We start from the raw sequence: 20,873 nt of genomic DNA, 5'->3' as shown, positions 1-20,873 counted from the left end.
CCCGTGCTCTGAACGATCCCGCACAACGAGGGCAACCTCAACGGATGGGCGGGCGCAACGAGGGCAACCTCAACGGATGGGCGGGCGCAACGAGGGCAACCTCAACGGATGGGCGGGCGCAACGAGGGCAACCTCAACGGACGCGGCGCCGAGTGCCCGCATTTCGCGAAGCACTCGGCGCCGTTGGTCACCGGTCCTCAGGATGCCTAGCTGTAGGAGGCCCCGTCGATCGTCATCCAGGTACCGCTCTGGTGGGTGATGACGATGGTGTGGGACCCGCTCGCGAGTCCGGTCACTGCGTAGATCGGAGACTGCGCGGAACGCGCTTGCGCCGAGGTGTCGACCTGTACTGCCGGCTGGCCATCGACAGACACGCTGACCACGCCCTGATCGGAGTACTTCTCACCAAGGATGGTGGCCGCCGTGCCGTTCCAGCTGAACGTGGCCGACTCCCCGATCGTGCCGGAGGCATGCACGTCGTTGCCGAAGTCACCGAAGCCGCGATTGCCCTGACCGAACCAGCTCCGCCCGGTGTAGGAGAACATCGCACTGGTGTCGTTCACCGTGGTCGGCTGTGTCGGTTGCGTCGGCTGCGTCGGCTGTGTCGGCTGCGTCGGCTGCGTCGGCTGTGTCGGCTGTGTCGGCTGTGTCGGCTGCGTCGGCTGGCCAGTCACCTGCACCTCGGCCAGCGACAGGATCTGTTGGCCGGACTGCTGAACCATCACGTAACGCGCGGAAGTTCCGGCAGGCAACTGCAGCTGCGTCTGAGGGGACGGGCTGGTGCTTTGGTGTGAGGACCAGACGCCCGACTGCTGTGATTGTTGTTGCGGGCTCAACCGCGTGTCGAACGGTGTCGCCGAGGCGAAGACCCAGTAATCGCCGAGGCGCGCGCCGCAGCAGTCGGTTCGGTTCGACACGGTGATCGAGGTAACCGGCTGCGAGGAGAGCAGGTCGACCTGCCACCAGGCGTTGCGGTCCATACCGGTATGAGTCACGGAGTTGTGCGGGAAGTTCCCGTCAAGATTTCCGTCGACCGCCTTGGCGGGACCGGCGCCGGACTGGAACAGGCTCGACTGCACCACCGGCTTACCCAGAGCCAGGTCGGCATCCGCCGCCGGCGCGGGCGCCGAGGTCGCCACCGTGGCCGACGCGGGCGCGCTCGTCACGCTGTTGCCGAACTTGTCGCTCACCGCGATCTGGTACGTGTGCGTTCCGGCCGACAGACCAGCGTCGGTGTAATCGATGACCGGCGTGCGCCAGAAGGTCGAGGCCACCGTCGTGCTGTAGATCGGGGTGGAATCTGAGTCCCGGTAGAGCTGGTAGGTGAGTTGCTCGTTGTCCCGATCCCAGGCGGCGGGCCACTCGAGGTTCAGTACCCCGGCGGCACCGGTGGTAACGGTTGGGGCGGTCACGGAAGCCTTGACCGGACCGGTCTTGTTCGGCGCCTGGAAGCTGTAGGTAAAACGCGCGAGCCCCTGCTGGTGGATGCCGTTCACCAGTGGGAACTCCCCGCCCAGGGCCACGTAGCCCGAGGCCGACACGATCGACCACGCAGCCTGATACTGACCGGTGTACACGCCGTCGGAAAGCAGCGGGAACCAGTCCAGAAGAGTGCTCGCGGGCTGCCCGCTGTAGTTCCAACCATAGGAATCCGGACCGGTATTCGTCCCGCCCGCCCCATACGTGAACGCAATCGCCCGGTGTTGATCCTCATACTTCGGGTAATAGTCGGGAAAACCATTGATCGCGCTGCAGTCGTGGGTGTGGCCGACCACGTACACCGCGGTACCGGCAGGCGCGATGCCGTAAGAGTCGCCGTGGCAGTCATTGATCCAGTTGATCGTCCCGGTCTCGTCGTTCATCGAGAAGCTGCCCTCGAAATTGGAGTTCGGGGTCTTGTACTTGAAACCGGTTCCGTAGATCGCGCCCTTGGACGCGGTCAAGCTGTACATGCCGGAGTTGGAACCGTAGTCATGAATCGGGAAGTTGGGCGGCCACGCAGCGCTTCCTGCCATCATCGTCGCGCCGGTGGCCGGATCGAGCGCGCCGAATCCGAGCGCGGAGACGTCGTTGAGGCTGGCGAAGGAGCCGCCGAGGATGAGCCGAGTACCCGAGGCGTTCAGCACCATGGCGCGGACCGCGTCGTTGGCGCTGGCGTTCCAGGACAGCAGCGAACCGGATCCGGCCTGGACCGCCGCCAGTCGCGCGCGGGCTACCCCGTTGACGTAATGGAAGTAGCCGCCGAGATAGACGGTGTCGTTGGTGGCCGCGATGGCAAGGACGTCGCTGCCCATGATGGGCGCGAAGCTGGCGATGAGGGCGCCGGTCGCGGTGGCGAAGGCAGCGACGCGGGAGTGGGTCTGGCCGTCCACCGCGGTGAATTCGCCGCCCACGTACACCGTCGAGCCGTCGGGTGAAGCCGTGATCGTGCGGCCGGTGCCGTTGAGCGTGTGGGTGAACGACGTGATCTTGTTCCCGGTGCGGATGTCGTAGGCGATGATGTTGCCGGTCGGGGTCTCGTTCGTCCCGGCCGGCGATCCGGCCGGGCGGGAACTGGAAAACGATCCCGTCGCGTAGACGGTATTGCCGACCACGACCTGTGACCACACGACGCCGTTGACCTGCACCGTCGGCAGTGGGTCGGCGCTGACCGTCGAGGGGGCGACCGACGATGCCGGAGCCGTGTCGGCCAGCGCCGGAGCGGACCGCCCGACGAGGCCCGGCGCGAGCGCGGCAACGACTGCCAACCCCGCCACTGATGCAGCCGCGCGTTTACGTCGCACGATTGCCGTGCGAATCCGTCGCGGCGGCTTGGAACCACCCATGAACATTTCTAACCCCCGTCAGCACACAATTCGGATGTTCCAGCGGAATCTGGCCACCCGTGTCTGCACCGAACGTGCCCGTTCGGCGCGGATGTGCGGCAGCGAACACTGCCGTCACCATGCCGACGCCGATCCGCGGACTCAATGACGCGCGCATTTCGAATTTCGACACAGATTTCGACCGCGGCATCCAATCCAGTACCCCGACACGTCACGAATGACTGGTATCCGGTGGCTCGCACCGGCGAAGGCCCGGCGTTTCGGCGGGCGGGACGGGGCTCACTAGAGTGACGCACATGAGACGAGAGCGGTCAGCGACGACCCCGCTCGCGGCTGTGCCGACGCCGGCCGAGCCCACTCCCCTGGAGACTTTGCTTGCCGCGTCGGCCCGGGGCGAGCAACAAGCCTTCGCCGAGCTGTATGACCGCACCTCGAGCCGCGTGTACGGGATGGTGCTGCGAGTGGTTCGCGACGCCGCCCAGTCTGCCGAGGTCACCCAGGACGTCTACCTCGAGGTCTGGCGCCAGTCGGCCCGCTTCGACGTCACCAAGTCCGCGGTCATGCCGTGGTTGCTGATGATTGCCCACCGGCGCGCGGTGGACCGCGTCCGGGCGGCGCAATCGAGCGCGGCGCGCGACAATCGCTACGCCGAACTCAACACCGAGCGGCCCTACGACGAGGTCAGCGAGCAGGTCGAGACCAGTCTGGAGGCGCAGCGCGTGCGGCGGGTGATGAACGATCTCACCGATGTGCAGCGTCAGGCCGTCAGCCTGGCCTACTTCGGCGGTTATTCCCACAGCGAGGTCGCCGAACTGCTGCACATCCCGCTGGGAACCGTGAAGACACGTATCCGCGACGGCCTCATCCGGCTCCGCGACGCTCTGGGGGTGACCGCATGAGCCCCGAGCTGCACGCTTTGGCTGGGCCTTACGCACTCGATGCGCTCGACGCAGGAGAACGCGAAGAATTCGAGCGTCATCTCGACGAGTGCGCGGACTGCCGCGACGAGGTGGCCAGCTATGTCGCCACAGCGGTCGAGCTGACGCATCTGTCGGCCGCCACCCCGCCGCCGGCGCTGCGCGACGCGGTACTGCACGCCGCCGCCGCGGTACGCCCGCTTGCTCCGGTCACGGACAACGTGATCGCGCTGCGTCGTGCCCGGGGCAGCCGTAGCCTCTGGCAGGGCCTGGCCGCGGCATGTGCGTTGATCGCGCTGGTGCTCGGCACCTGGGGCTTCCAGCAGCACCGCCAGGCGACCCGCACGACCGAGGCCAGCGCGGTCCAGTCGATCCTGTCCGCCCGGGACTCCAACGCCATCAGCGGCGACGTGGGTTCCGGTCACGCCACGCTCGTCTACTCCAAGTCCGAACGCAAGGTCGCTCTGATCGGCCACAACATCCCCGCGCCCGGCGCTGACAAGACCTACCAGCTCTGGATGATCTCCGGCGCCGGCGGTTCTCAGCACGCTGTGTCGGCCGGCACGTTCCTGCCGAATGCCGACGGTGACGTGACCGCGCTGGCCAGTGGTGACCTCGCCGGCTCGCAACGGATGGGGGTCTCGGTCGAACCGGCCGGAGGATCGGCCCAGCCGACCGACGTCATTGCGACGATGCCGCTCTAGAGTCGGTGCTCCACGAGACACCGATGCCCCTCTAGATTGGCTCCATGGCCAGCTCGCGCATCGACCTCAACGCCGATCTGGGCGAGGGATTCGGGCGCTGGACGCTCGGCGACGACGAGGCACTGCTCGGCGTGATCAGCAGCGCCAACATCGCTTGCGGCTTCCACGCCGGGGACCCGAGCATCATGCGCCGGACCTGCGAGCTGGCTGTCCAGCGCGGCGTGGCCATCGGAGCTCAGGTCGGCTATCGCGACCTGGCCGGTTTCGGACGTCGCCGCATCGACATGGCCGCGGACGAACTCAGCGCCGACATCGTCTACCAGCTAGGTGCATTGCAGGCCTTCGCCGCCGCCGCCGGAGGCCGGGTCCGCTACGTGAAACCGCACGGCGCGCTCTACAACACCGCCGCAACGGATCCGGTCCAGGCGGGCGCGATCGCGGCAGCGGTCGCGAGTGTCGACGCCGGGCTACCGATTCTGACCCTGCCGGACTCGGCGCTGGCCGCTGCCGCGACCGCTGCCGGTGTCCGCCCTGTCAGTGAGGCTTTTGCCGACCGCGGCTACCGGTCAGATGGGACGCTGGTGCCCCGATCGGAGCCGCAGGCACTGATCAGCGACCCGGACGAGGTTGCGGCGAGAACGCTCGACCTTGTTCAGACCGGGACCGTCGTCTCGATCGAGGGGGTGCGGATTCCGATCCGACCGGATTCGATCTGCGTGCACGGCGACTCGCCGCATGCGGTGGAGATCGCCACGGCGATCCGCCGCGTGCTGGCGGCGGCGGGCATCGAGGTCACGGCGTTCTCATGAGCGCGCCGCGCTGTCAGCCCTACGGCGACCGTGCCGTGCTGATCGACGGCATCGACGACCCAGCGCGCTTGGCGGCACAACTGGCCCGCGCGGGGCAGATGCCCGCGCTCATCGACATCGTCCCTGCCGCCGAGTCGGTCCTGGTCGTCTTCGATCCGAGCCTGGTCACCATCGGCATGATCGAGCAGGCCGCGGCGGCGGCAGCCGAGCCGGTCAGCACCGATCCCGGGCTGGAGGAAATCGTGCTGGAGGTTCGTTACGACGGACCTGACCTACCCGCAGTCGCCGACGAACTCGGCTGGTCGGTGGAACGGGTCGTCGCCACGCACAGCCAGGCGCCTTATGCGGTGCGGTTCTGCGGTTTCTCCCCCGGCTTCGGCTATCTGACCGGACTACCGAGAGAGATGCAGCTGGCCAGACTGGACGAGCCCCGGACGCGGGTCCCGGCCGGCTCGGTTGGAGTGGCCGGTGAATACACCGGGGTCTACCCGAACGAGTCCCCCGGCGGCTGGCGGATTCTGGGCCGCACCAAGGCCCGGTTGTTCGACGTCGAGCGTCGGCCTCCGGCGCTGCTCGTGCCCGGGCGCCCCGTGCGATTCCGGCCGACATGATCGAGGTCCTTAGTAGCGGCCCCCTGCTCACGGTGCAGGACCTGGGACGCCGCGGCTACCGGAACGTGGGGGTGGCCACCTCCGGCGCGTTCGACCAGCGAGCGCACCGGTTCGCCAACGCCGTGGTCGGCAACAGCGCCGAAGCCGCCACTCTGGAGATCACCCTCGGCGGACTGAGCGTGCGGACCGATCGGGCGGTGACCATCGCGCTCGCCGGGGCTCGTACTCCGGTCCGGACATCGGCGGGCGCGGCGGCGGTCGACTTCGGCCGGCCGGTCACGCTGCCGGCCGGCTGTGTGCTGATGCTGGGGACGCCTCCGAGCGGAGTCCGGACCTACCTGGCGGTCCGGGGCGGATTCGACGTCCCGTCCGTGCTCGGATCCCGCTCCATCGACACGCTCTCGGCGCTTGGTGGCCGCGCGTTGGGCCCGGGTGATCGGCTGCCTGTCGGCGACCTTCTGGCTGGGGATCCACTCGACGTGCCGCTGCCGCCGCTCAGCGAAGCTGGTCCCGTGCGCGTGCATCCCGGCCCGCAGCGTGACTGGTTCACCGAGCCCGCCTGGCCGACCCTGCTGGGCACCTCGTGGCTCGTGCGCGCGGCCAGCAACCGGGTCGGCCTCCGGCTGGACGGCCCTCGGCTGGAGCGGCGCCGGCCGGACGAACTCCCGTCGGCGGCCACGCTGCCCGGCACGATCCAGGTCCCGCCGGACGGCAGACCCATCGTTCTCGGGCCGGACGGTCCGGTCACCGGCGGATATCCGGTCATCGCAGTGGTGCACTCGACCGAGCTCAGCCGCCTGGCCCAGCTTCGACCCGGCGACGCGTTCGCCCTGGCCGCGGTTTGCTAGCGTCCGTCCATGACTGAAAATCAAACCGACACCGCCGCGCCAACCCAGTGGGGCAGCCCTCGCTCGAAGACACTGACATGGTTCGACCCAGCGGTGACCGCCGCCTCGCTCATCGAACTGTCCGGCCTGGACGCTATGCGTGCGGTGGCCGACGGGACCGTCGCGCCGCCGCCCATCGCCGCGCATTTCGCCTTCACCATCGAGTCCGTCGAGTCCGGAGCGGTGGTGTTCACCTGCGTGCCGGACGAATCGGCCTACAACCCGATCGGCATGGTCCACGGCGGACTGGTCTGCACCTTGCTGGACACCGTGATCGGATGCGCCGTGCACACGACCCTTCCGCCCCGGGTGGGCTACACCTCCATCGAGCTCAAGGTGAACTATCTGCGTCCCGTGCACAGCGACGGAGGCGCGTTGACGGCGCGAGGGTGGGTGGTCAAACCCGGTCGCCGGGTGGCCTTCGCCGAAGGCTCGGTCATCGACGGCGATGGCAAGCTCGTGGCCACCGCCAGCGGCAGCTGCCTGATCATGACGCCCTGACCGATCGAAGCGCCGGCGGGTCGGCGAGGGCAGCTCAGTGGCCGATGGCGCCTTCGGTGCGGATGGGGTGGCCCACCGAAGTGATGCACTTGCCGGTGTCGAGGTTCCACTTCCAGCCGTGCATCTGACAGGTCAGGACTCCGTCGTCCACCTTTCCGAAACGAGTCAGGTCGGCCTTGAGGTGCGGGCAGCGGCTCTGGAAGGCGTACCCGCCCATCTCGATGGTCTTGTCGTCATGGGCGGCCTCTGCGAACCAGCCCTCGGCGTAGTTCAAGCGCTCCTCGGACAGGCACTTGAAGAAGGTGTAGACGTACTCGTTGTACGGCCCGATCCGGGTCGCGGTGAACCGGCAGGACAGGAACAGCGAATTGACCCAGTCGATCTCGTGCTCGACGATCAGCTGCTCGAGGTAGGCCCGCTTGGTCTGGAAGCGGTAGCGAACCTTCTCGTCCTGGTACGGACGTACCTCGCGGGTGACGAAGTCCAGGATGAAGTCGACGTCGCCGCGCTCGGCGTCGGCGGCGGTGAAACGGACGCCACCGTTGATGCCGGCGGCCATGTGGTCGGCCTCCTCCAGCAGGGGTGTGAACCACTTGGTGATCTCGCCGAGCACATCGACCTCGGGATGCGCCCAGCCCAGCTTGGCCTGCTCGACCTCCGGCTGCCGCCGCGCCTTCATGTCCAGCAGGTAGCTGGTCTTGTCCGCGAACAGCGCCTCGACCTCGGCGTCGGGCATCGGGTGCTGCACCGGGCAGTGCGGCTCGCTCACGTGCGCGACGGTGCCGGGAAGCAGCAGCCGGCCGTTGGTCCGTCCACGCTCGCTGAGCCAGTCCAAGAAGACTTTCTGGTCCGGGAAGATGTTGGACTCGTCCCCGAAGATGTCGTTGAAGCCCCAGAGTTCGTCGTCGAGGAAGCAGGGCGGGCCGGCGGTCGGGAAGACGTAACTGGCTTCCAGATCCTGGATGTAGCGCAGCGTCCGGTCGAACTGCCGCTCACGCTTGGTCGCCCCCAACGCCTGCTTGGCCCGTTTGGGAAGGTCGTAGACCATCGGGAACCAGATTGCGCCTGAGAACTGCAGCAGGTGGACGTCGACGTGGCCGAGCTTCTGGAACGACGTCAGGTCCGAGGGCCGGGCATCGTTCTGGTTCAGCACGATCGTCGTGCCGTCGGTCAGCCAGAGCGAAGAATCGCCGATAGGCCCGTCGGTGGGCGAGATCAGGGACTGGATCATGATCTGCAGGCCGTCGAGGTCGACCACCTCGTCGGAAACCGTCTTGACGAAGGAGCTGAACCCGAGGTCCCGCAGCTGGTCTTCGAGCTCGCTGGTCGCATAGGCAGGCAGCAGCACCGTCGCCTTCTTGGAGATGTGGCGTTTGAGATGCTCCGGGTCGAAGTGGTCGCGATGCAGGTGAGAGACGAACAGGTAGTCGGCCTGGCCGATCGAGTCCCAGTCCAGACCGGAGTTGTCCGGGAAGGGAAACCACGATCCGAAGTACGCGGGGTTGACCCACGGGTCGGTCAGCACCGAGCCGAACTTGGTCTCGATCAGCGCACTGGCATGGCCCAGTCCGGTCACTCGCATGAAAAGCCGCTCCGCATCCTGACAATCGCCGCCTCGCCGACGCGAGGCGTGCACCCAACCACGGTAGTCGCTCGGCCGGGGTGCTCGGCACAGCCGAGGCTCGCCGCGCGGCAGGGACGAGCACCGCGCAAGGGGTATCTTCGCGACATCGTCCGCGCAGAGGTGTGCGGAAGGACGGGCATTGATGACGACGACCGTGTTCGCCCAGCCGCACGCGCTCTCCCGTGCCGGCGGGGTCACCGCGCACAGCCAGATCGAACGCTGGTTCCTCGACACCATCGCGGCCGGGGCCTTGGTGCCTGGGGACCGGCTGCCGCGGGAGCAGGATCTGGCCGGCTTCTTCGGCGTCAGCCGGATGACCCTTCGGCAGGCGCTGGCCGACCTCGAACAGCGCGGAGTCGTCGACCGAGTGCCCGGCCGGGCCGGCGGTACGTTCGTGACCGAGCCCAAGATCGATTGCGATCTCACCGGCCTGGCCGGGTTCACCGAGCAGCTTCGGCGGGCCAACCTGCACGCGCAAGCCGAGGTGTTGTCGGCGGCCACCGTCGCGGCTAGTCCACGGGTGGCCGACGCCCTGGGGCTCGAACGCGCCGCGGCCGTGCACGAGATCGTGCGGATCAGGCTGACCGAGGACCGCCCGCTCGCCTTGGAGCACTCGTGGTTTCCGGCGGCGGAGCTGCCGGGCATGCTCGCCCATGAGCTCACCGGTTCGCTCTACTCGCTGCTGGCCGAGCGCTACGCCCGCGGACCCAGGACCGCGACCGAATCGCTCGAGGCGGTCATCCCGTCGGCCGAGCAGGCGGCCCGGCTCGACCTCGGCCTGGGCCGTCCGGCCATGCGGATCGAGCGAACGGCCTTCACCGCCGCCGGGCTCGCCGTGGAATACGCACACGACCTGTTTCGCTCGGACCGCGTCCGGATCTCGGTTCGCAGCGGCGTTTAGACAGCGATTGTCATGTTTGGCCGGGTCTGGTGCACCGAACGAAACGAACGCGAAATGCACTGACCACATTCGATCTAGACCGTATTACCCGATAGGGCTTAGCATCCGGAAAACCGTAGGGTGCCGCTGACTCGGAGGAGTGTCGCGTGAACGCAGCACTGCCCCGTACCGCCGGCGCCCCGGCGCGGCCCGAAGGATGGATCGCGGGTGACGAATCCGGTTCGCCGTTCCCGGCGAGCGTCGATGCCCTGCTGGACTCCGTCCCCCTGCTGGCCGGGCGCCCGCGCACAATCAGTTCGCTGACGGGCGGCCTGACCAACCGCAACTTCCGCATCGTCACCGACAACGGTGACTACGTCGCCCGGCTGTCGTCCCCGGACAGCGCGTTACTGGCCATCGATCGAGCGGCCGAACACGCCAACTCCCGCGCCGCGGCCGCATCCGGGGTCGCCCCCGAAGTGCTGGACTACCTGCCGGGCAGAGGCGTACTCGTCATCGCCTGGGTGGACGGGCGGACCCTCGGGCCCAGCGACGTGCGGCTGGAGTCGAACCTTGCTCGCCTGGCACAGACCTGCCGCATGCTGCACGCCGGACCCAGGTTCGCCAACGACTTCAACATGTTCGACGTCCAGCTGCGCTATCTCAGGCTGGTGCGCGAGCGCGGGTTCCGGCTTCCCGACCGGTACCTGGACTTCATGGCCAAGGTGGCGATGATCCGCGAGGCGATGGCTGTGCTTCCGGAGGTGTCAGTGCCCTGCCACAACGATCTGCTGGCCGAGAACATCATCGACGACGGCACGCGGCTGTGGCTCATCGACTACGAGTACGCCGGCAACAACGATCCCTGCTTCGAGCTGGGAAACCTCGCCAGTGAATCCACCCTGTCCGATGGGCAGTTGGAGTTGCTGGTGACCCATTACTACGGGCGGCCGCTGGCCAGCAAGCTCGCCCGGGCACGACTCTGGGCGCTGATGTCCCAGTACGGCTGGACGCTCTGGGCTTCGATCCAGGACGGGATCTCCACGCTGGACTTCGACTTCTGGAGTTGGGGCATGGAGAAGTACGAACGCGCGGTGTCCACATTCGACTCACCGGACTTCGCGCGGCTGCTGGTGGAAGTCCAACAACCCGGTTAACCAACGAAAGGGACTGTGGTGGCTGATACGCATCTCGACGACGACGAGGCCCGCCTCGCCGAACTCGGATACAAGCAAGAGCTCAACCGATCCTGGTCGGGGTTCTCCAACTTCGCGATCTCGTTCTCGATCATCTCGATCCTGGCGGGATGCTTCACCAGCTTCGGTCTCGGCTGGAACAACGGAGGCCCGGCGGCGATCGCATGGGGCTGGCCGATTATCTCGATCTTCATCCTGATCATCGGACTGTGCATGTCCGAGCTGGTGTCCGCGTTTCCCACCTCCGGTGGGATCTACTGGTGGGCGTCCAAACTGGGCGGTCCGAAGGCGGGCTACTACACCGGCTGGCTGAACCTGATCGGCTTGCTGGCCATCGACGCCTCAGTGGCCTACGGCTGCGCGACGTTCCTCGACCTGACGCTGGACACTTACAGCACCTCGTGGGCCTCGCATTACAGCCTGACGCGGGTGTTCATCATGTTCGTCATCATTCTGGCTTTGGCTGCGGCGGTGAACATCTTCTCCAGCCATCTGCTCGCGGTGCTGAACAACATCTCCGTCTGGTGGCATGTGTTCGGAGCGAGCGCGGTCGTCCTGATCCTGATCTTCCTACCCAAGCACCACGCCAGCGTCTCCTCGGTGTTCACGCATACGGTGAACAACTCGGGCATCTTCGGCGTGAGCACCCACGGCATCGGTTTCCTCTTCCTGGTGTTGCCCATCTCAGCGATCCTCACGCAGTACACGATCACCGGTTACGACGCCTCGGCTCACCTGTCCGAGGAGACCAAGTCGGCGGCCAACGCGGCCGCCAAGGGAATCTGGCAGTCGATCTTCTACTCAGCCATCGGTGGCTGGATCCTGCTGCTCGCCTTCCTGTTCGCCGTTCAGGACGAGGGCAAGGTGACCAGCGGCGGTGGGGGCGTCGCGGTCATCTTCGCCCAAGCGCTGACCACCAAGTGGGCCAGCACGGTCCTGCTCATTTCAGCGCTCGGTCAGTTCTTCTGCACGGTGGCGTGCATGACCTCGACAACCCGCATGCTGTACGCGTTCAGCCGCGACGGCGCCGTACCCGGCGGCCAGTACTGGTCCCGTCTCAACCACAACAAAGTGCCGGTCTACGGGGTCATCGTGTCGGCCGTGATCGCAGTGATTTTGACACTGCCCGCTCTTGTCAAGGTCGACATCAACGGCGCCCCGGTGCCGGTCGCGTTCTTCGCCGTCGTCTCGATCGGAGTGATCGGTCTCTACCTCGCCTTCGCGATCCCCATCTTCCTGCGCTGGAAGGTCGGCGACGCGTTCGTTCCCGGGCGCTGGAGTTTGGGTTCGAAGTACAAGTGGATGTGCCTCGTGGCGGTCGTCGAGATCGTGGTCACCTCGGTAGTCGCGTTGTTCCCGACGTCAGTCGGCGGCATCCCTGGTGTTAGTGGCTTCGCCTGGAAGTACGTCAACTACACGCCAATTGTGGTGATCGGCGCACTGCTGATCCTCTGGTTGGCGTGGCACCTGTCGGTCAAGAACTGGTTCACCGGCCCCAAGACGACCGTCAACCTGCCTGCTGGGATGAGCTCGGCGGACGAGATCGCCTTGGAACACGGTCACGGAGCACCGCCGCACTGATGCGTAGACGTGCACGTTGACGCCGGTTGTTTCCGGTGTCAACGTGCACGTCCGGACGCAAACTCTCATCTACCTGAGCGCTGAAATTGGCCGTCGAAACAGCGCACGCGTAATTTTCTTGCTTTGATACTTGCGCGTCCCGTCAGCGCGACCGCAGCGTGCGGTCGTGTCGGACGGGCCGCGCTTCAGCCACCAAGGACGTCCAGCAGGACCGAGGTCATCAACCGCAAGGCCACACCACGGTGACTGATCGCATCCTTGTCGGCCGAACTCAGCTCGGCGCTGGTGACATCGTGGCCGTCGGCCACGAAGATCGGGTCGTAGCCGAAGCCGTTGGCCCCGCGGCGCTGCCGGATCAGGCGCCCTCGCATGGTGCCGTGTGCGACATGTTCGGCCCCGTCCGGGGTGACCAGGGCCAGTGCGCAGACGAACTCGGCACCCAGCCGCTCGTCCGGGGTGTCGGCCAACTGCTGGAGCAACAACTCCACGTTGCGGTCATCGTCCTTGGGTAAGCCCGACCAGCGCGCCGACAGCACACCGGGCATCCCGTTGAGGGCATCGACGGCCAGACCGGAATCGTCGCCGAGGGAGATCAGGCCGGTGTGCGCCACCGCCTCACGCGCCTTGATGAGCGCGTTGTCGGCGAAGGTCGCGCCGGTCTCGGGCGCTTCGTCGTACGGGTCGACGTCATCAAGGCCGAATACTCGAACAGGCACCTGAGGCGTGAGGATGCGCGCGAGCTCGGCCAGCTTCTTCTGGTTGCGCGTAGCCAGCAGCACCCGATCGACAGGCGAGGAACTCATGCCAGCGCTTTGTGTTGAAGGGACGTCAGGTCCGCACAGCCGGCCAGCGCGAGGTCGAGCAGCGCGTCCAGCTCGTCGCGGCGGAACGGTACCCCCTCGGCCGTCCCCTGTACCTCGATGAACTCGCCCTGGCCCGTCACGACCACGTTCATGTCGGTCTCGGCGCGGACGTCTTCCTCGTACATCAGGTCCAGTCGTGGCTCACCGTCGATGACGCCCACCGAGACCGCGGCCACCGAGTTGATCAGCGGATCCGGCTTGGCCAGCGCACCCTTGGACTGCAGCCAGCTGACCGCGTCGGCCAGCGCGACGTAGGCGCCGGTGATCGCGGCCGTGCGGGTACCACCGTCGGCCTGGATCACGTCACAGTCGATGGCGATCGAATTCTCCCCGAGAGCAGCCAGATCGATCGAGGCGCGCAACGAGCGGCCGATGAGGCGCGAGATCTCGTGAGTGCGGCCGCCGATCTTGCCCCGGACCGATTCACGATCGTTGCGGGTCAGGGTGGCCCTGGGGAGCATCGAGTATTCCGCGGTCACCCAGCCCAGGCCGCTGCCCTTGCGCCAGCGCGGGACACCCTGCGTTACCGAGGCAGCGCAGAGCACCTTGGTCTCGCCGAACTCGATGAGCGCCGAGCCCTCGGCGTAGGCCTGCCAGTTGCGGGTGATGGTGATGGGACGGAGCTGGTCGGCAGCGCGACCGTCGGGGCGGGTCATGCCCGCCACCTTATCGAGCGCGTCTGTCATCGCTGCCGGCACGCGTTGGCATCCGCCCGCCAGTTCAGACAGGCGAACACACGCGAACACACGCGAACACACGCGCTGGCGTGCGCTGACACGTCCGTGGCAGGCGTGCCAGTGCGCTGTGCGGATGCTGCCAGCGCCCACACCCAGAGTGCTACCTGACGAACTGAATGCGAAGGAGACCGTCATGGAATACGCAATCGAGGCCGAGGGCCTCACCAAGCGGTTCGGCAGCACGGCGTCGGGCACCCTGGCCCTGGACGGCGTCGCCCTGGCCGCCAGGCAGGGCACCGTCCTGGGGGTGCTCGGGCCCAACGGCGCGGGTAAGACGACCGCGGTGCGGATCCTGGCCACCCTGCTGCGGGCCGACTCCGGCAGCGCCCGGATCGCCGGCCTGGACGTGGTGCGCGATGCCCACCGGGTGCGCCAGACGATCGGCCTGACCGGCCAATACGCCTCGGTCGACGAGGACCTGACCGGCACCCAGAACCTGGTCATGATCGGCCAGCTGTTGAACCTGTCGAGCCGCGACGCCAAAGCTCGCGCCGCCGAACTGCTCGAATGGTTCGACCTCTCCGAGGCGGCGGGCCGGATCGCGAAGAACTACTCCGGTGGTATGCGCCGCCGGCTGGACCTGGCCGCCAGCCTCGTCGGACGTCCGTCGGTGATCTTCCTCGACGAACCCACGACCGGACTGGATCCGGCCAAACGTGAGGACATGTGGGGCGTGGTCCGGCGCCTGATCTCCGACGGTTCGACCGTGCTGCTCACCACCCAGTACCTGGAGGAGGCCGACGCGCTCGCCGACGAGATCACCGTCATCGATCATGGCCGCGTCATCGCTCACGACACCCCGGACGGCCTGAAGCAGGTCGTCGGAGGTCAGCGGCTGGCGGTTCGACCGGCCGACGAAAGCCGGCTGCAGGAAGTCTCGAGCATCCTCTCGACGATTGCCTCGGCCACACCCGAGCTCACCGGCCGCGGGACGCTGAGCGTGCCCGTCGACTCCGACACCGCGCTTACCGACGCGGTGGCACGCCTGGCCAACGCCGATATCGCGGTCACCGAACTGTCACTGCACCTGCCGAGTCTGGACGAGGTGTTCTTCACCCTGACCGGCCGGCCGAGCACGCCCACCGACGAATCCGAATCGGCGATCCACCAGACGAACAGCGAGGCCGCAGCATGACCAGCACCCTGACCACCACGACCCGCGCCTCCAGCCCGATGGACACGCTGGCCACCCCGATGACCAGCTCTTCCGGCCTGGTCACGACGCTGCGTCACGCGGCGGTTTTGGCCAAGCGCAGCCTGATCAAACTCACTCGAACGCCAGAGCAGCTGATCGACGTGACCCTGCAGCCCATCATCTTTCTGCTGCTGTTCACCTACATCTTCGGCGGTGCGCTCGGGCACGGATCGCAGCACCAGTACCTGCAATTCCTTCTACCGGGGCTGCTCGGCCAGTCCATCGCGATGGCGGGGGTGGCGTTGGGCCAGAACCTGAATGCCGACATCGAGAAGGGTGTCTTCGACCGGTTCCGCTCGTTGCCGATCGCTCGCTCGGCTCCGCTGGTCGGCGCCGTGCTGGGCGATGTCGTGCGTTACGTCATCCTCTGTCTGGTCTTCGCGGGCTTCGGCTCCCTGATCGGTTTCCGGGTCGAGACGAACTGGCTGGCCGCGGTAGCCGCGTTCGGGATCTCGATCGCGTTCGCGTTGTGCTTCTGCTGGATATCGGTGTTCGTGGGAATGATCGTCCGGACGTCCGGAGCGGTCCAGGGCATCATGTTTCTCCTTGTGCTGCCGTTGTCTTTCGGCTCCAACACTTTCGTCAGCACCGACACGCTCCCGGGCTGGTTGCAGGCCTTCGTCAAGGTGAATCCGATATCTCACCTGGTGTCCACGGTGCGCGGGCTGATGATCGGCGGACCCGTGGCGTCGCATCTCGCGTGGACCGGCGCCTGGATGGTGGGATTGCTGGCGGTATTCGTCCCCCTCGCCCTGCGCGGTTACCGAAGCCGGGCCTGAGCGCACGTCCACCCGTTGACGTTGCCCCTGTTGCGCGCAACAAGGGCAACCTCAACGGGATTCTCGCGCAACAAGGGCAACCTCAACGCGGCACGGTGGCGGGGTCGATGCGCGCCAGGGCCGCCTTACGCGTCAAAGCGCGACCGCGGCCGTAACAGGCCGCCAACTGCTCGGCGCCCAACTGCTCGGTCAAGCGCTCACGCAGTCGCCGGACGAACCAGTCCGTCCGATCGTCGGACCCCCGTAACTGCGCCGCCGCCCCGAGGATCTCGGCCGAGTGTCGCCAGGCGGCCGGGTCCCCCAGTGCGGCGGCCCACGTCGCCACCGCCACGGCGACCGCCGCCATGATCGGCATGTCCTGGGTGGCCACGCCGCAGTCGTAGGACTCGCGCAGATGCGCAGCCGCCTCGGTGTAGTCGCCACCGGCGGTCTCCAGGCCGGCCAAGGACGCCAGCGCCAACGACCGGACGTGCCCGTTCATCGGGTGGACCGGACTCATACCGCTGACCTCGCGCAGCAGGTTCCGCCGGTGTGCCGTCATGGCCGGGTGGTCCTGCGTCGCGCTGGCGACCGCCGACAACGCGCACTCGGCCAGGACGCGCTGGGCCGAACTCCCGGCCTGGAAGTCCGTTGTACGTACCAGCTCCGCCTCCCGATGGGCAGCCTCGAAATCGCCCAGTCGCAACTGCAGGTCGGTCAGCCGCAGATGCAGCATCGCCTCGTCCGAGTGCGCGCCGAAGTCGGCGAGGTACCCGGCCGCCCGGGTGTACTCGGCGATCGCGGCGGGCAGGTCGCCGTCCAGCGTGTGCAGCTGGGCCAGCGAGGTCAAGGTCGAGGCCATCCCCCAGCGGTCACCGATCTGCCGAAAGATGCCCAACGCCGCGTCGACGTCGGCCCGCATCTTCTCGACCTCACCGTCGTTCTCGCGAAGGTTCGCGCGAAACATCAGGGCCGCGCCCCGGATCCAGTCGTCCGAGCTGGACATGGCCTCGTCCAGCAGCGCCACGATCCGCTCGCTGTCGCCGGAGAAGAACGACATCATCGGACGGAGCAACAACACCATCGGATCCTCGGCCGGAATCTCGCCCAGTCGCCGGCCCAGATCCTCCATACGGTTCAAGCTGGCCGCTACGTCGGTCTCGTGGCCCTCCCCGAAACTGGTGGCCATCGTGTTGAGCGCCAGCTGCGCCTCGATCACCGTCCGGGCAGCGTTGTCTCGGCCGCCAGACTCGTCGGAACCGGCGTCGGGGCCGCCGACACCGTCCGGAACGTCGAGCGCGAAGCTCAACCAGCTGACGGCCTCCGAGTGGCTGCCGAGCAGGATCCAGTACCACCCGAGCGAACCGACCATGCGCAGGGTGCGTCTGGTGTCGCCGCTTTCGCCGAGATAGCGCAGGGCGGCGAGCAGGTTGTCCTGCTCGCGTTCGAGCAGGCGCAACCACTCCAGCTGCTCAGACGTTCGCAACCACGGCTCGGCCTCGGCCACCAGTTGGGCGAAGTAACGGGCATGCGCCAGCCGCGCATCCCCGACCTCACCGCGCTCGGACAGCCGTTCGACCCCGTACTCGCGCAGCGTTTCCAGCATGCGATAGCGAAGGTCGCTGTCGGGATCGACCCTGAGCAGGGACTTGTCCACCAGGGCACTCAGCAACTCGCCGATGTCAGCCCGATCCAACCGGCCATCCGCGCAAATCGCGGTGGCACTGGTCAATGTGGCGCCGGAGGGGAACACCGCCAGCCGCTCGGCCAGCAGCCGCTCGGAGTCGGTCAGCAGCTCCCAACTCCACTCGACGACCGCGCGCAGGGTGCGATGGCGAGGCATGGCCACGCGGCTACCCCCGGACAGCAACCGGAACCGGTCCGACAGTCGCGCCCGGATCTCGGTCACCGGCAGGACCCGCAACCGCGCCGCCGCGAGCTCGATAGCCAGCGGAAGCCCGTCCAGCCGCCGCACGATCTCGACCACGTCCGCCACGTTGGCCTGGGTGATCTCGAAGCCGGCGCTCACCGCGCCGGCCCGGTCGGCGAACAGCTGCACCGAACTGTGTGCGATCGCCTCCTGCACGCCCGCCTCCACCGCGGGAAGCGTCAAAGGTGGCAGCATGCACAGCGCCTCACCGTCGATGCCCAGCGGCTCCCGGCTGGTGGCCAGCACTCGCAACCGCGGGCAGTTCGCCAACAACAGGTCGACCAGCTCCGCCACGGCGAGAATGAGATGCTCACAGTTGTCCACCACGAGCAGGCAGTCGGATTGCGACAACACATCCAGCAGCCGGTCAGTGGTACTGACCCGCTGGGTGTCCACGGTCGACCGGTCCAGCAGCTGGTTCGCGCGCAAGCCCAACGAGGCGAGAACGGCCTGCGCGAGGTTGACCGGATCGGTGACCGGGGCCAGCTCCACGAACCACACACCGTCCTCGAGAGCGTCGGCCCACTCAGTGGCCACCACCCCGGCCAGCCGCGTCTTGCCCGCGCCGCCCGGCCCGACAACGGTTGCCAACCGGCCCGCTTCCAGCAGCGAGGACACCCGCTTCAGCTCATCCTCGCGGCCCAGGAAGCTGGTGAGAACTGCTCGTAGATTCGTCCGCCGCGGTGTCGTCGCGACTTCCGGGCCGGCTGGCGTGGCAGCGTGCAGCGCGCGTTGGTGGGCCTGTCTGAGATCGGCGCCGGGATGACTTCCCAGCTCCTCCGCCAGCCGGCGCCGAGTCCGGTCGAACACCACGAGCGCTTCGTTGGCCCGGCCGGTCGAGGTCAGGGCGGTCATCAACTGGGCGGTGAACTGTTCCCGAAGTGGGTAGTCGGCAACCAGCGCCTCCAGGTCCGGCACCGCCGTCGCGGCCCGTCCAGCGGCCAGTTCGCACTCGATGCGGGAGTGGACGACCTCCAGCCGCCGCTCGTCGAGCCGGGAGCGCAGCGGCTGGGCATAGTCCGCCTCGCCCGCATCCGCCAAGGCTTCGCCGCGAAACAGGGCCGCGGCGGCGCGATAGTCCTCGATGGCTGAGTCCAGGTCGCCGGCCGCCTGGCTGCGCCGCCCACTGTCGGACAGCGCATCCAGCTCAGCCAGGTCCGTCCGCATCGAGGACGGCGGTCCGGCGACCGTCGACCGTGCCGCTGACAGCCGGTAGCCACCCGGGGTCTGCTGGATCTCGGCATCGTCACCGAGCACCCGGCGCAGGCGAGAGATCAGAGTCTGCAGCGCGTTCGTCTCGTCATTGGGCCGTTCGTCCAGCCAGACCGCAGCGGTCAGCTCGCCCGCGCTGACCGGCCGCCCGTCCGCGACCGCCAGGCGCACGAGCAGCCGACGAAGCCGGGCGCCGGAGATCGCGACGGATCGCCCGGCGACACTGAGCTCGACGGGGCCGAGCACTGAGATCCGCACCGTGCCATCGTCCCAGGTCCGGCCAACGGCCAGCAGCCCGCGCCCGAGGGCGAAGATGGACGACATGAAGACCACCGTGCTCAGAATCCGTACCGGAGCCCGCGCCACCGTCACCGACCTCACAGCCGAGTGCGCGGCGTTCGTCGCCGGAGCGGGGGACGGCCTGCTGAACCTGTTCGTCCCGCACGCCACGGCGGGGATCGCCATCCTCGAAACCGGCGCCGGCAGCGACGACGACCTGCTCCGCGCGCTGGACGACCTGCTACCGCGCGATGACCGGTGGCGCCACCGGCACGGCTCAGCCGGCCACGGGCGCGACCACGTCCTGCCGGCCTTCGTCCCGCCGCACGCTACGGTCCCGGTCCTGGACGGGCGGATCGCGCTGGGTACGTGGCAGTCGCTGTGCCTGGTGGACACGAACATCGACAACGCCGAGCGGGAAGTGCGGTTGAGTCTGCTGTCCGGGCGCTCGTGACCGGCGCCGCGTCACCCCGACGCAAGGCTCGGCCCGCTGGTGCTGGGCTGGTGCTGGGCTGGTGGTGAGTTGGAGGTCCGGTGGTGGTCAGCCGGTGGTGGTCAGCTGGTGGTGATCGTGGAGATGTCGGCCGGGTCCACGCCGAGGAATCGCCGCGCCTGCCGGGCAAAGGCCTCGGTGGGGCCGGTGGCCTCGAAGCGGTGCACCGCGGGCCCGGCCTCGTCCGGTCTCAGCAGGCCTGTCGCCAGCAGACTGCGGTAGACGTCCTTGGCGGTTTCATCGGCGCTGGACACGAGCGTGACGTGATCGCCGAGAACAACCGACAGCAATCCGGTGAGCATCGGGTAATGGGTACAGCCGAGCACCAGGGTGTCGATGTCGGCCGCGCCGAGCGGACTCAGATAGGACTCCGCTAGGCCCAGCAGTTGCCGGCCGGAGGTCACACCGCGCTCGACGAACTCGGCGAATCTCGGGCAGGGCGCTGCGACGACCGTCACGTCCGGCGCCGCGGTGAACAGGTCCTGGTACGCGCCCGAGGTGATGGTCGCGAGAGTGCCGATCACCCCGATCCGTCGGCTGCGCGTGGCTGCCACGGCTCGGCGGACGGCTGGCCGGATGACCTCCACGACCGGGATGTCGTAGCGCTCGCGGGCGTCGGCGAGGCAGGCCGAGGAAGCGGAATTGCACGCGATGACCAGCATCTTCACACCCTCGGCGACCAGCGAATCCATAACCCGCAGCGCGTGCCGGCGAACCTCGGCGATCGGCAGCGGCCCGTAGGGCGAATGCGCTGTATCTCCGATGTAGTGCAGCGACTCGTGCGGCAACTGATCAAGGACGGCCCGGGCCACGGTGAGCCCCCCGACCCCGGAGTCGAACATGCCGATCGGCGCCAGAGACGCGGCACCGG

The 20,873-nt window shown here is 67.7% G+C and carries 18 protein-coding genes; 12 read left to right on the top strand and 6 right to left on the bottom strand.

The genetic code is table 11. The features are described from left to right. Nucleotides 1–206: 206 nt before the first annotated feature. On the bottom strand, nt 207–2,756 hold the full coding sequence (locus M6D93_RS06295; RefSeq protein WP_249773511.1) for a galactose-binding domain-containing protein: 2,550 nt from the start codon (nt 2,754–2,756) through the stop codon (nt 207–209). A gap of 365 nt (nt 2,757–3,121) precedes the next feature. Between M6D93_RS06295 and sigK the strand changes: the two genes are divergently transcribed. From sigK to M6D93_RS06265, 6 genes are read left to right on the top strand one after another with little or no spacing between them, the layout of a single operon-like run. Next, nucleotides 3,122–3,724, top strand: a complete 603-nt coding sequence (gene sigK, locus M6D93_RS06290) for an ECF RNA polymerase sigma factor SigK (protein ID WP_249773510.1) — start codon at nt 3,122–3,124, stop codon at nt 3,722–3,724. Beyond that, the gene (locus M6D93_RS06285) at nt 3,721–4,446 is read left to right on the top strand and encodes an anti-sigma factor (RefSeq protein WP_249773509.1); all 726 of its coding nucleotides are present in this window, start codon (nt 3,721–3,723) and stop codon (nt 4,444–4,446) included. Before sigK ends, M6D93_RS06285 begins: the two co-directional genes overlap by 4 nt. A gap of 44 nt (nt 4,447–4,490) precedes the next feature. Beyond that, nucleotides 4,491–5,255 carry a LamB/YcsF family protein gene (locus M6D93_RS06280; protein ID WP_249773508.1) on the top strand — a complete coding sequence of 255 codons (765 nt, stop codon included), beginning with the start codon at nt 4,491–4,493 and terminating at the stop codon, nt 5,253–5,255. Next, complete coding sequence (locus M6D93_RS06275) at nt 5,252–5,866, top strand: 5-oxoprolinase subunit B family protein (RefSeq protein WP_249773507.1); 615 nt, start codon at nt 5,252–5,254, stop codon at nt 5,864–5,866. Before M6D93_RS06280 ends, M6D93_RS06275 begins: the two co-directional genes overlap by 4 nt. Continuing rightward, nucleotides 5,863–6,714 carry a 5-oxoprolinase subunit C family protein gene (locus M6D93_RS06270; protein ID WP_249773506.1) on the top strand — a complete coding sequence of 284 codons (852 nt, stop codon included), beginning with the start codon at nt 5,863–5,865 and terminating at the stop codon, nt 6,712–6,714. The genes M6D93_RS06275 and M6D93_RS06270 overlap by 4 nt, the downstream gene beginning before the upstream one ends. A gap of 9 nt (nt 6,715–6,723) precedes the next feature. Continuing rightward, on the top strand, nt 6,724–7,254 hold the full coding sequence (locus tag M6D93_RS06265; protein ID WP_249773505.1) for a PaaI family thioesterase: 531 nt from the start codon (nt 6,724–6,726) through the stop codon (nt 7,252–7,254). Between the two features lie 34 nt (nt 7,255–7,288). On the opposite strand, the gene M6D93_RS06260 is transcribed toward M6D93_RS06265, so the two are convergent. After that, a complete protein-coding gene (locus M6D93_RS06260; protein ID WP_249773504.1) occupies nt 7,289–8,836 on the bottom strand; it encodes a Rieske 2Fe-2S domain-containing protein in 1,548 nt (515 codons plus the stop codon). A gap of 184 nt (nt 8,837–9,020) precedes the next feature. On the opposite strand from M6D93_RS06260, the gene M6D93_RS06255 reads away from it, so the two are divergent. From M6D93_RS06255 to M6D93_RS06245, 3 genes are all read left to right on the top strand, one after another. Next, on the top strand, nt 9,021–9,779 hold the full coding sequence (locus M6D93_RS06255; RefSeq protein ID WP_249773503.1) for a GntR family transcriptional regulator: 759 nt from the start codon (nt 9,021–9,023) through the stop codon (nt 9,777–9,779). 146 nt (nt 9,780–9,925) lie between these two features. Then, nucleotides 9,926–10,915, top strand: coding sequence for a choline kinase family protein (locus M6D93_RS06250; protein ID WP_249773502.1), 990 nt, complete (start codon nt 9,926–9,928; stop codon nt 10,913–10,915). Between the two features lie 18 nt (nt 10,916–10,933). Beyond that, nucleotides 10,934–12,535, top strand: coding sequence for an amino acid permease (locus tag M6D93_RS06245; protein ID WP_249773501.1), 1,602 nt, complete (start codon nt 10,934–10,936; stop codon nt 12,533–12,535). A gap of 185 nt (nt 12,536–12,720) precedes the next feature. Here the strand turns inward: M6D93_RS06245 and rdgB are convergent, their stop codons facing one another. Both rdgB and rph read right to left on the bottom strand, forming a co-directional pair. Next, complete coding sequence (gene rdgB, locus M6D93_RS06240) at nt 12,721–13,338, bottom strand: RdgB/HAM1 family non-canonical purine NTP pyrophosphatase (RefSeq protein ID WP_249773500.1); 618 nt, start codon at nt 13,336–13,338, stop codon at nt 12,721–12,723. Beyond that, complete coding sequence (gene rph, locus M6D93_RS06235; protein WP_249773499.1) at nt 13,335–14,054, bottom strand: ribonuclease PH; 720 nt, start codon at nt 14,052–14,054, stop codon at nt 13,335–13,337. Before rph ends, rdgB begins: the two co-directional genes overlap by 4 nt. 214 nt (nt 14,055–14,268) lie before the next feature. On the opposite strand from rph, the gene M6D93_RS06230 reads away from it, so the two are divergent. Together M6D93_RS06230 and M6D93_RS06225 are read left to right on the top strand one after the other, a co-directional pair. Beyond that, on the top strand, nt 14,269–15,270 hold the full coding sequence (locus M6D93_RS06230) for an ATP-binding cassette domain-containing protein (protein WP_249773498.1): 1,002 nt from the start codon (nt 14,269–14,271) through the stop codon (nt 15,268–15,270). Further along, nucleotides 15,267–16,109: an ABC transporter permease gene (locus tag M6D93_RS06225; protein ID WP_249773497.1), complete on the top strand. Its 843-nt coding sequence runs from the start codon at nt 15,267–15,269 to the stop codon at nt 16,107–16,109. The genes M6D93_RS06230 and M6D93_RS06225 overlap by 4 nt, the downstream gene beginning before the upstream one ends. A gap of 82 nt (nt 16,110–16,191) precedes the next feature. Here the strand turns inward: M6D93_RS06225 and M6D93_RS06220 are convergent, their stop codons facing one another. Then, nucleotides 16,192–19,554, bottom strand: coding sequence for an AfsR/SARP family transcriptional regulator (locus M6D93_RS06220; protein ID WP_249773496.1), 3,363 nt, complete (start codon nt 19,552–19,554; stop codon nt 16,192–16,194). On the opposite strand from M6D93_RS06220, the gene M6D93_RS06215 reads away from it, so the two are divergent. Further along, entirely contained in the window at nt 19,553–19,963 is a 411-nt protein-coding gene (locus tag M6D93_RS06215) for a YjbQ family protein (protein WP_249773495.1), read from the top strand. The genes M6D93_RS06220 and M6D93_RS06215 overlap by 2 nt on opposite strands. 101 nt (nt 19,964–20,064) lie before the next feature. Here M6D93_RS06215 and murI read toward each other — a convergent pair whose 3' ends face one another. Next, nucleotides 20,065–20,844, bottom strand: a complete 780-nt coding sequence (gene murI / locus M6D93_RS06210) for a glutamate racemase (RefSeq protein WP_347343555.1) — start codon at nt 20,842–20,844, stop codon at nt 20,065–20,067. Nucleotides 20,845–20,873 lie beyond the last annotated feature (29 nt).

The organism is Jatrophihabitans telluris (genome assembly GCF_023516435.1).
Lineage (GTDB): Bacteria > Actinomycetota > Actinomycetes > Mycobacteriales > Jatrophihabitantaceae > Jatrophihabitans_A > Jatrophihabitans_A telluris.
The sequence above is the reverse complement of the archived record's forward strand: the minus strand, read 5'-3'. Positions and strand labels throughout refer to the sequence as shown.